Origin of the sequence: Pseudomonas sp. FSL R10-0399 (assembly GCF_009600165.1) — a bacterium.
GTDB classification, from domain to species: Bacteria; Pseudomonadota; Gammaproteobacteria; order Pseudomonadales; family Pseudomonadaceae; genus Aquipseudomonas; species Aquipseudomonas helleri.
On sequence record NZ_WIWK01000021.1, the window covers coordinates 33,061 to 43,956 of the forward strand.

The window sequence follows — 10,896 nt, forward strand, 5'->3', positions numbered from 1 at the left end:
ACAGGTCATGCAATGCATCTATTCGGTACATAGCTTTTTCCGCTGTCACGGAAGCACTAACATAGCCGGCATCGTTAGGAGACTAACTAATTAGCGGAGTGACCCTCATGACCAACCAGGTCGATGTAGCCGTGATGATTGGTAGCGGTGTTCCCAAAAGCTTGCGCGCTTTGGGCCAGAAGGCTTGCTGGGTAGTACTGGTGAATGGTGAGCAGCGGGGGACGGCGTTCTCAAGCCGGGTCGAAGCAGAAGAATGTCGCACGGCGTGGTTGGCGCAACTGGGCGCCAACCTTGGCACACGGCTAGAGCACGCTCAGCGTGCTTGATGCAGGCGTTCGTTGAGTTCGTCGATAACAATGGCCCAGTGATCGTCAGCGGCGATTTTTTCTTTTAGAAACTGCGATTGAGCCGCGGTCCAGAAAGGCGCATCGGCCAGTTTGACGTCTTCAGCCAGTGTCGGGGTCTTGAGAAAAAACGCGTCGATCGACGCTTGATCAGCATCCAGACCCAGTTGTTCAAACAACGCTTGCAGGGTGACAGGGGTATCGTCCATGTTCATTTCCTTGAGTGGGTGCTCAGCTTTGAGGCCTGCGAGAGCAAAGAGTTCGAGGCCAAGCCTAGAATAGAAACATGAAACGTGTTGTTTAAAGTGCGTTTAAACGTTGAGAGCGCCCGCGTCGACGGCTTCTTTCAGTTGCCGGGCAGATTCCATGCCGGCTATTTTTGCCAGCTCGGCGGTCTTGAACCAACGGTCCTTTTCAACCTGGTAGTAACTGACTTTGGTCAAAGGTGGTTTTGGGCGCATCACGATCACTGCCTGAAACTCTCCGTCGACATCTTTGACGTCACCACGGATGAAATACTCGCCAATATCAAATTCCGTCACGTGTCATGATTCCTTGCAAGTAATGGAGTACAGACAACCTGGCGGCATGGGCCAGGCCAATTTTTCGCGCCAGTATGGCAGCAGTTGGCGGGTTGTGGCGCAGTTAACGCATCGGTGCGACGAAAGCCCTGTTGAATATGGGGCCAATCAGGCAGAAAATAAGCCGTTGGAAAAATTGGGAACAGGATGTGTATACCCATTCCTGTACCTGAGTCGGTAGAATAGCCGCCCAACTGAGTACAAACCGCTGTGCGCGAGCACATGCCCTGGTTAATTTCCTTCAAGTTCTGGCGCCTTTTTGTCAGGGCAACCCAGGCGGGAATCCATTACTTTTACGTCACAGGCCATCCCTGACCCCAGCCGTCAGTTGAATTTCCCGTACTCGGTTTTTAAGTGGGCGGGTGAGGCCTTTTTGCTGCCTGCCTTTTAGCAGGCAGATTCATTTTTTGTTATTGAGGGCTTTTCGTTGGCAGTCAGCAATTTGGAGATGCACGCTTTATTTGTGTTGGGTGACTTGCGGGCCCGGTTGGTCAAATTGTTCCAGTCGCGCTTTGTATACGTCACCGAACAAACGGCAGAAGGTATTTACATCGCTGAAATCGATACCGAAACAGCGTTGGTGGTAGACGACAAACCCGGCCTGAAACTCAAGGTTGGCGATCATTTCAGTGCCGCCGTCATGCCGAGCCGTGAAGGCGGCAAGCTGGACATCAAGTTTCGTGAAATCAAAATGACGGTGTATGGCATTGGTGACTATGCCTACGTCAAGTCGCCCTTAGGTGAAGGTATTGTTTTCAAGGAGGGCCAAACCGTAATGCTGGTGTTTGCGGCCACCGAGCAACTCGAAGCTGGCCTGAGCAAAACCTTGAAGGCGGTTACCACCAAGGCGGCCAAATGGCGTAAGGGTGAGCTGACCTTCAAGGCCAGCAAAGAGTGACGCTGACGCGCAGCCAGTTTCATCAGCAGCACCTTGAGCAGGCCCAAGCCAAGGCTGCCGAGTTATTTGCCCGGCGCACGGACCTCAAAGGCGCCTGGCTTGGCTGGGTGGCGGGGCAACTGTACAGTTTGAGCCCCGCCGAATACGCCAGCATGGTTCGCCGCGAACTGCAGCGCTTGCAGGAAGGTACGCCAGCATCACCGTGAGCGGGGCGAAGCCTTTTCAGGTGGCAACGACAAACCGTGGTATCGGTTTACGCATCAGCGTGCCCACCAGCAGTGCGCCTAACAGCGCGAGCAACCCGGCCACCCACAGCAGGGTACTGAAGCCCGCTACAAACGCCTGGGTCGCCAGTGGTTGAATCTGCGCTTGTGCCGCCAGCGGCAACTGGCTGAGCGCCCCTGACATGTCGCCCGCGACCACCCGTGAAGCAATAAAGTGGCTTTGCTCCAGCCAGGGGCTGGCCACCTGTGCGAGGCTGGCTTGCAAGTTTTGCTCGGTGTGCCCGCCCAGCAAGGCGCCGTACACGCCGATCGCCAAGACGATGGCGCTAAAGCGCATGGTGGTGCTCATGCCGGACGCCATGCCCACCCGGTCTCGCGGGACGCAAGCCATGATATTTTTTTGCGTGTCGCCGTTCAGCAGCCCGGCACCCGCGCCAGTCACGGCGGTGGCCAGGGCGAAACTCAGGTAGCCGCCATAACCCACGGCCCAGGCGCTGAGCAAGTTGCCACAGCCCACCAAGGTCAGCCCCAGGGCCATCATGCTCGCCGGGGTGTAGCGTGACGCCATGCGCGCGCCAATTCGTGGGCAGATCAACATGGTCAGGGCAAACGGCAGCATGCCCAACCCCGAGAGAATGGCCGTGAGGCCCAGACCGTTTTGCAGGTAGAACGGCAGCAAGGTCATCATCACCTGAGCACACCCGGCATAGGCAAACATGCCCAGCAATGCGCCGATAAACCGCGGGTGACGGAACAGTTGCAGGTCGATCATCGGCCGTTGCTGCACCGACTCGATCCACACAAACAGCGCCAGCAGCAAGGCGCCGCCGCACAGGCGGGCATAGGTCAGCGGGTTATCCCAGCCAATCCGGTTGGCTTCGATCAGGCCCCAGATCAGGCACAGCAAGCTGGCGCTGAAGGCCAGGCTGCCCCAAGGGTCGAGGCGTGCGGACTGCGGGTCACGTGATTCACTGATAGCGTGGCGCACCAGCGCCATCAGCACCAGGCCGACCGGCAAGTTGAGGTAGAAAATCCAGCGCCAGCCCAGGTACTCGGTGATCAGCCCGCCCAAGGTTGGCGCTGCGGTCATGGCCACCCCCATGCACGCGCCCCAAAACGCCCAGGCCTTGGCCCGTTCAACTTCATCATGGAAGGCATGCCCGATGGAGGCCAGCGCCGAGGTCAGCAGCAACGCCGCGCCAACGCCTTTGACCGCGCGGGCGATTTCCAGCAGCAGGCTATTGGGTGCTGCCCCGCAAGCCAGTGACGCGAGGATGAAAATACACAGGCCCCAGATCAGGGTGGTTTTGCGGCCAATGCGGTCGGCAATGCTCCCGGCCGGCAGCAGCAAGGCGGCAAACGCCAGCATATACGCGCTGACCACCCATTCGATGTCGACAAAGTTGGCGCCCAGATCACGGGCGATGGTGGGCAGGGTGACCGCGACGATATTGGTGTCGAGCACGATCAATGAACATACCCCGCTGGCAGTCAGCAGGGTCAGGCGTGGGCTCACTGTTTTCATGGACGTTGCCCTGTGCCAACCAAGGGCGTTACTTTGTGAGTAATCAAGTTGACGGACATATGCGAGTCTCTCTCGTATGGCGGTGTCAACAGGGTATCGCTGCGCTGGCTGAGTTGCGTTAGCTGGCTGCTCGAACTTCATTACCTTTGAGCTAATGCTGCTATGGAAATACGCCACTTTCGCTACTTTCTGGCCGTTGCACAGCACTGCAATTTCACCCGCGCCGCTGAAGTGCTGGGCATTGCACCGCCGACCCTGAGCCGACAAATCCAGGACCTTGAAAACGCCCTGGGGGTGCGCTTGTTTGTGCGCGAGCAGCGTCAGGTCAGCCTGACCGAGGCGGGGCAGGCGCTGTTGCCTGAAGCCGATGCCACTGTGCGCCAGTTCGAGCTTGCACAGCGGCATGCGCAACGGGCCGGACGCGGCGAGACCGGGCATATCGAACTGGGCTATGTGGCCTCGGCGGTGTATTCAGGCATCTTGCAGCGCCAGGTCAAGGCTTACGCCGATGAGTCCTCAGAAGTCAGCTTGAGCGTGCGCGAAGCGCCGATGGCCAGTTTGCCGACGATGGTGGCCGAAGGGCGTTTTGACCTGGGCTATGTGCGCTCACCGATGGCGCTGCCCCCGGAACTGGAAGCCATTCGTCTGAACAGCGAAGGGTTTGTCTTGGCGATAGCCGCCGACGCGTGGCTCACTCGCCTCAAGCACATCAGCGCCGAGCATTTGCAGCACGAGACCTTCATCTTGCCCGAGCAGATCAGCGGCACATTGCACGTGGCGGCCCAAGGAGGCTATGCCCCTAAACTGGGTGCGCAGCCCGGCGGGCTGGTGGCTGTCATCGCTTTGGTGTCTTTGAACCGGGGCGTGGCGGTGGTGCCGGCCTCGGTGGTGGGGCATATCAGCCTGCCGAATGTGCTGTACCGGACTATCGAAGGGTGTGACGCAACCTCCTGGTTGTCGTTGATCTATCGCCGATTTGAAAAGTCCGCGGCAGTCGTGCGTTATATAGACAAGGTCAAGCATGAAGCGGGTTAGCATTTGCGTGCGTTCGTTTCAGGAAACAGTACAATCGCGCATTTTTCACTGGACATGGATGCTGGTCCGGATCGTTCAAGAGAAAGCTCATGGTTGCTGCAACGTACTCTCCCGCCCTGGTGTTTATTTCCCTATGCGTGGCCATTCTGGCCTCGTATACCGCACTTGACCTGACAGGGCGAATCGCTACCGCGCGTGGGCGAACGGCCTATTTGTGGATGGGGGGCGGGGCGCTGGCCATGGGTTTCGGGGTCTGGTCGATGCACTTTATTGGCATGCTCGCCCTGGAGTTGCCGCTGGAGCTGGGCTACGACCTTGGCCTCACCCTGTGGTCATTGTTGGTGGCGATTTTGTCTTGCGGGTTTGCCTTGTGGCTGGTCAGCCAGCCCAGCCTGCCAGCACTGCAATTACTGATGGGTGCCTTGATCATGGGCGCCGGGATCAGCGCCATGCACTACAGCGGCATGGCGGCTTTGAAGATGCAGCCGGGCATTGACTACGACCCGACGCTGTTTGGCCTGTCGCTGGTGATTGCGGTCGGCGCCTCGGCGGCTGCGCTGTCCATCGCGTTTCGCTTGCGCAAGCAAACCCCTTATGTGCGCCTGATTCGCGGCGGTGCGTCGGTGATCATGGGCCTGGCGATTGTCGGCATGCACTACACCGGCATGGCCGCGGCGAATTTCCCGGTGGGCAGTTTTTGCGGCGCGCTGGTGGATGGGCTGAGCGGCAAAGGTCTGGACAACCTGGTGCTGGTGTCCAGCCTCGCGGTGCTGGTGATAGCGCTGCTGACCTCGATCTTCGATGCCCGCCTGGACGCGCGCACGGCGGCGCTGGCGGACTCACTGACCCTGGCCAACGAAGAACTCACCCAACTGGCCCTGCATGACACCCTGACCGGGCTGCCGAACCGCATCCTGCTGGCTGACCGGATCAGCCAGGCCATGGCCAAGGTCGCGGAGCAGGGCGGCTGCTTCTCACTGATGTTTATCGACCTGGACGGCTTCAAGCCGGTCAACGATGCTTTTGGCCATCACGTGGGCGACCGCTTGCTACGTGAAGTGGCCTTGCGCTTGCGCGAGCAGTTGCGCAGCCAGGACACCCTGGCGCGCATTGGCGGCGATGAATTTGTGTTGCTGGTGCGTTTGACCGGGCCCGACGACGCACCGCAAGTGGCCACTCGCCAAGTCAGCCTGTTGGCCAAGAGCTTTCGGGTGGATGAGCATGACTTGCAGATCTCAGCGAGCATCGGTATTGCGCTGTACCCCGGCAATGGCCAGAGCGCCGAAGAACTGCTGATGAACGCTGACGCCGCGATGTACCACGCCAAAGGTGGCGGTAAAAACGGCTACAGCTTCTTTGACGTGTCGATGAACACCAACGCGCGCAAACAACTGCAACTGTTGCAGGACCTGCGCCAGGCGCTGGAACATAACCAGTTCCGTCTGCACTACCAGCCCAAGTTTGATGCCAGCAACGGCAAGCCGGTCGGGGCTGAAGCTTTGCTGCGCTGGGAGCATCCGCAACAGGGTTTGCTGCAACCGGACGACTTTATCGAGCTGGCCGAAAAAACCGGCTTGATCATCCCGATTGGCGAGTGGGTGCTCAACGAGGCATGCCGGCAAATGCGCATCTGGTTTGACCAGGGCTACAGCCACTGGCGCATCGCGGTCAATTTGTCGGCCTTGCAGTTTTGCTACTCCGGGCTGGTCGACAGCGTGGTCTCGGCGCTGGATCGCAACCAATTGCCAGCCAACAGCCTGACTTTGGAAATCACCGAAACCACCGCCATGAGTGACGCTGATGCGAGCATGACGGTGCTGCAAAAGCTCTCGCACATGGGCGTCGACCTGTCCATTGATGATTTTGGTACGGGCTATTCCAGCTTGATGTATCTCAAGCGCTTGCCTGCCAACGAGCTGAAAATCGACCGTGGTTTCGTGCGCGACCTGGAACATGACAGCGATGATGCGGCGATTGTCTCGGCCATTGTGGCGTTGGGTCAGGCGCTGGGCTTGCGGATCGTTGCTGAAGGTGTTGAGACCGACACCCAGCAAAGCTTCCTGACCACCTTGGGCTGTGATTCCCTGCAAGGTTTTTTGCTGGGTCAGCCCCTGCCAGCCGAGCAATTTATGGTGGATATTCACCGCGCTGAACAGCCCGTCGCTGGCAACCCGGCTTCGGCCTGACAAAACCGGTGCATCGCGGTTACTCTTGTGCTCATGTCCACTGGTTGAATGGGGAGCGCGTATTTATGGATAGAGTCATCGTGATCACCGGTGGTAGTCGCGGCATTGGCGCAGCCACTGCTGTGCTGGCGGCGAAACAGGGTTACCGGATTTGCATCAACTACCAGTCTGACGACACGGCGGCGCATCAAGTGCTGGACGAGGTGCGTGCGCTGGGGGCACAAGCCATTGCGGTTCGGGCTGACGTCAGCGACGAAGACGAAGTTATCAGCCTGTTCTCGCGGGTTGACCTGGAGTTGGGCCCGGTCACGGCGCTGGTCAACAATGCCGGGACCGTGGGGCAAAAGTCCCGGGTCGACGAAATGTCGCAAGTGCGCATCATGCATACCCTTAAAACCAACGTGCTGGGCCCGATTTTGTGCGCCAAACACGCGGTGCTGCGCATGTCACCGCGTTACGGCGGCCAGGGCGGCAATATCGTCAACGTGTCATCGGTGGCCGCGCGACTGGGCTCGCCCAGCGAATACGTCGACTACGCCGCCTCCAAGGGCGCCCTCGATACCTTCACCTTGGGCTTGTCCAAAGAACTGGCCGGCGAGGGGATCCGGGTCAACGCCGTGCGGCCGGGTTACATCTTCACCGACTTCCACGCGCTCAGTGGCGACCCGGGGCGGGTGAGCAAACTCGAACCCCTCATCCCCATGGGCCGAGGCGGGCGCCCGGAAGAAGTCGCCGAAGCCATCATCTGGCTGCTCTCGGACAAAGCCTCCTACACCACCGGCACCTTCCTGGACCTGGGCGGCGGGCGTTAAACGACTGTAGCAGCGAGCCTGCCCCGCGATCTTTTAAACGATAAAAAGACCGCGGGGCGCACGGCATGTTCTGAACAAGCGCATTGCAATTACGCTCAATCTGCTGATAATGCGACTTATTGCTATTTGAGTCTGGTGATCTGTCGTGTCTGCACCTCTTCCAGGCCGTGCCTTTGTTCATTGCTTGTCACATACGGCGCAATGCCCATGAGCAAAAACAAGCTCGACCCCATTACCCGTGATGCCATTGACTGGGTTCTGCACCTTGAGTCTGGCCGCGCCTGTTCTTCCGAGCGCCAAGTGTTCAAAGCCTGGCTGGCTGAAAACCCCGAGCACAAGGCCGCCTGGCAACGGGTCGCCGGGCTGGTGAAAAATTCCATGGCTGACTTGCAATCAGTTGATCGGCGTAGCCCGGGTCAAATGCAGGCGGCACTCAAGGCCTTGCTGGATAAGCCTTCGCCAGTGCGTAAAAAAGCCCTGCAAGGCGCTGTGCTGCTGTTATTGCTCGGTCTGGGCGCCGCCGTGTTGGTAGACCGCGTAGTGCCGTTGGCAGGCTTGACGGCCGATCAATACACCGGCACTGGTGAACGCAAAACCATCGAGCTGTACGATGAGCCGCTGTCGGACTTGATCGATGCCTTGCGTCCCTACCAGGCCGGCGTGTTGCGCATCAGCCCAGAAGCCGCGCGGTTGCGGGTCTTTGGGGTATTCGCGCTGGACAACACCGCGCATACCTTGAGTGCACTGGCGCAAACCCTGCCGCTCAAAGTCACGCGCTATGGGCCGTGGTTGACGGTGATTGACGTGGTTCGTTAATTTTTAAATGGCTTTAGGAGAACGTCCTGCTCGTAGCAGTTGCCGAGCCTTGCGAGGCTACGTCCGGCTGCGAAGCAGTCGTCACAGCAAGCGCCCCAGTCTGCCAGTTCGACCTTGCACTTAGCGTTTACGATCGCTGCGCAATCGGACGTAGCCTCGCAGGCTCGACAACTGCTACGGACGGGTTTTTTTATCGGCGTAGCTTGAGGGCGCTGGCCAGGCTGATCGCCAGTGGCAAGCGTGGCAACAACGTGGCCTGGTAAGCGTGGTACAAATCGCCCTTGCCGGGCCAGATGGTGGCCGATGGCAGGTTGTCCGGGCCCAGTTCGTGGTGCCAACTGCCGTTCTCACGGTCGATCAGGTGCAGGTCGATGTAGTCCCAGAAACGCTGATACCACACGTCATACTCAGGCTCGCCGGTGCGTTGGATCAGGGCCGTGGCCGCCGCTGCGGCTTCGGCGAGGGTCCAGTGCAGGCGCTCACGCACCTGCGGTTGATGGTTCCAGTCCAGCGTGTAAACAATCCCCGGTCCACCGTCCACCTGCCAGCCATAGCGGCAAGCGCTGGCGAACAAATGGCGGGCATCGTCCAGCAACCATTCAGGGTTTTCCAGGCCACGCTGCTTGCGTGCGGCTTCAAGGTGCAGCAACAGGCGCGCCCATTCAAACGCATGGCCCGGTGTCTTGCCAAAAGGGCGGAAAGGGTCGGCCGGGTTATCGATGTTGTAGTCGGGCAGCGCTTGCCACTGCGCATCGAAATGCTCAATGGGCAAGTAGCCGGACTGCGCGGCGTGTTGATGAATCACCCGATCGGCGATGCTCAAGGCGCGGTCGAGCCAGAGGTCTTCGTCGAGGACATCGGCCAGTGCCAGAAAGGTTTCGGTGCCATGCATGTTGCTGTTGGCCCCACGGTACAGCTCGCAGTCACTCCAGTCTTCGGCAAAGCTTTCCTGCAAGGCGCCTTGCTTTTCACACCAGAAATGACGCTCAAGAACACCCACGGCTTCTGCGAGCAATTCAGCAGCGCCCAGGCGTCCGGCCACCACCGCAGAGCTGGCGGCCAGGGCGACAAATGCATGCAGGTAGGCGTACTTGCGGCGGTTGCCATCCTCGCCATTGGGGGTCGCAAACCAGCCGCCGTGATTGGCGTCTTGCAGCGCGCCGGCCAGGGCCGAAAGGCCATGATCAATCAACGGCCCGCAGCCCGGCAGGCCCTGAATATGCGCCAGGGAAAAGCTGTGGACCATCCGCGCGGTGGTTACGGTATCCACCTGGGCATCGTTCGGGCGCTGGCCGAAGCGGTCGAGGCTGGCAAACCCCAGCGGCACGCGCGCAGCCTTGGCGAAATCCACCAGCGCTTGCCCCTGGTTGTGCAGCCACTGTTGATGGGAGGCAGAAGTCAGCCAGCTTTCGTTGGTACGCGTGAGATTGGTCATGTGCCACCTGTGGGGTTCTTGTTATTCAGCGCTCGCAGATTAAGAGATTGGCTAAAAAGCTGAAAGCTTTCATCTTCACAAGACGCCCGGTTGTCGCACAGCTGTTGGTTAAATCTCCGGGCCCCAGCGCTGCGACCAGTCGCCGTCCTCCTTGACCAGCTCGCGCAGCAGTTCGATGGCGTGTTGCAACGCCGGGCTGTCGCGTTCGCGTGAGTACACCAAATAGGTCGGGTAGCTGAACTCAGGGGCTTTGGGCACGCGCTCCAGAGCGCCGCTGTCCAGGTAACTTTTGACCACCCGGGTGCGAAAGTAGCCGCTGCCGCCGTTTTCCAGAATGAAATGCAAGGCCACCGGGCCCAGATTAAAACTGATCGGCGCCCGGGCTTTGTCAGGCAGGGCGGCGTCATGCTGACGGCGGAAGTCTTCACCCCAGTCCACGTATACATAAGGCTCGGGCAGGGCAGGGCGGCGAATCTGAATCAGTTTCTCTTCAAGCAACTGCTCAACTTGCATCCCCGGCCAATACTCAGGCTGATACACCAGCGCGGCATCCAGCAGGCCCATTTCGATCTGGCGCAACAGAAACTCACCGTCGCGAATCTGAATCCGCAAGGCGTGCTGGGTGAGGTGTTCTCGCAAGGTTTTCGCCCAGCTCAGAATCAGCGGGTTGCACAGGCTGACTTCACCGCCGATGTGCAGCATTTTGTGCAAGCCTTCGGGGCGCGGCACATCACGGCGGGCGGCCTCCCAGGTTTGCATCAGTTGATTGGCATAGACCACAAAGGCTTCGCCGTCCGGGGTCAGCTTGGCTCCGGCGCGGTTACGCACAAATAACCCGGTGCCGAGCAGGCTTTCAAGCTTTTGCACGCGGGCGGTCACAGCGGTCTGGGTGATGTGAAGTTTTTCGGCTGCTGCCGCGAGGCTGCCGCAGCGGACGATTTCGAGGAAGGTACGGGCCAGGTCGAGGTCCATGATCGTGCCTGTGAGCAAGGGGTGCTCAGTGTAAGGGCAATGTACGAAAAACACATGGACACTGTAGG

12 protein-coding genes are annotated in these 10,896 nt (G+C 59.5%); 7 read left to right on the forward strand and 5 right to left on the reverse strand.

The window, feature by feature from the left end; genetic code table 11:
• Positions 1 to 107: 107 nt before the first annotated feature.
• Complete coding sequence (locus tag GHO41_RS08780) at positions 108 to 326, forward strand: hypothetical protein (protein ID WP_153327403.1); 219 nt, start codon at positions 108 to 110, stop codon at positions 324 to 326.
• On the opposite strand, the gene GHO41_RS08785 is transcribed toward GHO41_RS08780, so the two are convergent.
• Positions 314 to 553 (reverse strand): DUF2789 family protein, encoded by a 240-nt coding sequence (locus GHO41_RS08785; protein WP_048368990.1) that lies wholly within the window; start codon positions 551 to 553, stop codon positions 314 to 316. The two genes, GHO41_RS08780 and GHO41_RS08785, sit on opposite strands and share 13 nt — an antisense overlap.
• 102 nt (positions 554 to 655) lie before the next feature.
• Positions 656 to 886, reverse strand: a complete 231-nt coding sequence (locus GHO41_RS08790; RefSeq protein WP_123748688.1) for a hypothetical protein — start codon at positions 884 to 886, stop codon at positions 656 to 658.
• 466 nt (positions 887 to 1,352) lie between these two features.
• Here GHO41_RS08790 and GHO41_RS08795 point away from each other — a divergent pair, with 466 nt between their 5' ends.
• Positions 1,353 to 1,823 carry a hypothetical protein gene (locus GHO41_RS08795; RefSeq protein ID WP_048368992.1) on the forward strand — a complete coding sequence of 157 codons (471 nt, stop codon included), beginning with the start codon at positions 1,353 to 1,355 and terminating at the stop codon, positions 1,821 to 1,823.
• Positions 1,820 to 2,029, forward strand: coding sequence for a hypothetical protein (locus tag GHO41_RS08800; RefSeq protein ID WP_323368808.1), 210 nt, complete (start codon positions 1,820 to 1,822; stop codon positions 2,027 to 2,029). The genes GHO41_RS08795 and GHO41_RS08800 overlap by 4 nt, the downstream gene beginning before the upstream one ends.
• 16 nt (positions 2,030 to 2,045) lie before the next feature.
• On the opposite strand, the gene GHO41_RS08805 is transcribed toward GHO41_RS08800, so the two are convergent.
• A complete protein-coding gene (locus GHO41_RS08805; protein WP_153433381.1) occupies positions 2,046 to 3,572 on the reverse strand; it encodes an MFS transporter in 1,527 nt (508 codons plus the stop codon).
• A gap of 162 nt (positions 3,573 to 3,734) precedes the next feature.
• On the opposite strand from GHO41_RS08805, the gene GHO41_RS08810 reads away from it, so the two are divergent.
• The 4 genes from GHO41_RS08810 to GHO41_RS08825 all read left to right on the forward strand — a co-directional run bounded on the left by GHO41_RS08810 (position 3,735) and on the right by GHO41_RS08825 (position 8,421).
• Positions 3,735 to 4,607 (forward strand): LysR family transcriptional regulator, encoded by an 873-nt coding sequence (locus tag GHO41_RS08810; RefSeq protein ID WP_048368995.1) that lies wholly within the window; start codon positions 3,735 to 3,737, stop codon positions 4,605 to 4,607.
• Between the two features lie 89 nt (positions 4,608 to 4,696).
• Positions 4,697 to 6,793: a bifunctional diguanylate cyclase/phosphodiesterase gene (locus GHO41_RS08815; RefSeq protein WP_153433382.1), complete on the forward strand. Its 2,097-nt coding sequence runs from the start codon at positions 4,697 to 4,699 to the stop codon at positions 6,791 to 6,793.
• A gap of 65 nt (positions 6,794 to 6,858) precedes the next feature.
• Positions 6,859 to 7,605 carry an SDR family oxidoreductase gene (locus GHO41_RS08820; protein WP_048368997.1) on the forward strand — a complete coding sequence of 249 codons (747 nt, stop codon included), beginning with the start codon at positions 6,859 to 6,861 and terminating at the stop codon, positions 7,603 to 7,605.
• Positions 7,606 to 7,812: 207 nt separating this feature from the next.
• Positions 7,813 to 8,421, forward strand: a complete 609-nt coding sequence (locus tag GHO41_RS08825; protein ID WP_048368998.1) for a DUF4880 domain-containing protein — start codon at positions 7,813 to 7,815, stop codon at positions 8,419 to 8,421.
• 190 nt (positions 8,422 to 8,611) lie between these two features.
• On the opposite strand, the gene GHO41_RS08830 is transcribed toward GHO41_RS08825, so the two are convergent.
• Both GHO41_RS08830 and GHO41_RS08835 read right to left on the reverse strand, forming a co-directional pair.
• On the reverse strand, positions 8,612 to 9,856 hold the full coding sequence (locus GHO41_RS08830; RefSeq protein WP_153433383.1) for an AGE family epimerase/isomerase: 1,245 nt from the start codon (positions 9,854 to 9,856) through the stop codon (positions 8,612 to 8,614).
• Between the two features lie 108 nt (positions 9,857 to 9,964).
• Positions 9,965 to 10,828, reverse strand: coding sequence for a LysR family transcriptional regulator (locus tag GHO41_RS08835; RefSeq protein ID WP_048388430.1), 864 nt, complete (start codon positions 10,826 to 10,828; stop codon positions 9,965 to 9,967).
• Positions 10,829 to 10,896 lie beyond the last annotated feature (68 nt).

Excerpts from the sequence above, each read along its gene's own strand:
- GHO41_RS08785 (WP_048368990.1), bottom strand. The coding sequence starts at position 553 with ATGGACGATACCCCTGTCACCCTGCAAGCGTTGTTTGAACAACTGGGT.
- GHO41_RS08815 (WP_153433382.1), top strand. The coding sequence starts at position 4,697 with ATGGTTGCTGCAACGTACTCTCCCGCCCTGGTGTTTATTTCCCTATGC.
- GHO41_RS08830 (WP_153433383.1), bottom strand. The coding sequence starts at position 9,856 with ATGACCAATCTCACGCGTACCAACGAAAGCTGGCTGACTTCTGCCTCC.
- GHO41_RS08835 (WP_048388430.1), bottom strand. The coding sequence starts at position 10,828 with ATGGACCTCGACCTGGCCCGTACCTTCCTCGAAATCGTCCGCTGCGGC.
- GHO41_RS08780 (WP_153327403.1), top strand. The coding sequence starts at position 108 with ATGACCAACCAGGTCGATGTAGCCGTGATGATTGGTAGCGGTGTTCCC.
- GHO41_RS08805 (WP_153433381.1), bottom strand. The coding sequence starts at position 3,572 with ATGAAAACAGTGAGCCCACGCCTGACCCTGCTGACTGCCAGCGGGGTA.
- GHO41_RS08820 (WP_048368997.1), top strand. The coding sequence starts at position 6,859 with ATGGATAGAGTCATCGTGATCACCGGTGGTAGTCGCGGCATTGGCGCA.
- GHO41_RS08825 (WP_048368998.1), top strand. The coding sequence starts at position 7,813 with ATGAGCAAAAACAAGCTCGACCCCATTACCCGTGATGCCATTGACTGG.
- GHO41_RS08810 (WP_048368995.1), top strand. The coding sequence starts at position 3,735 with ATGGAAATACGCCACTTTCGCTACTTTCTGGCCGTTGCACAGCACTGC.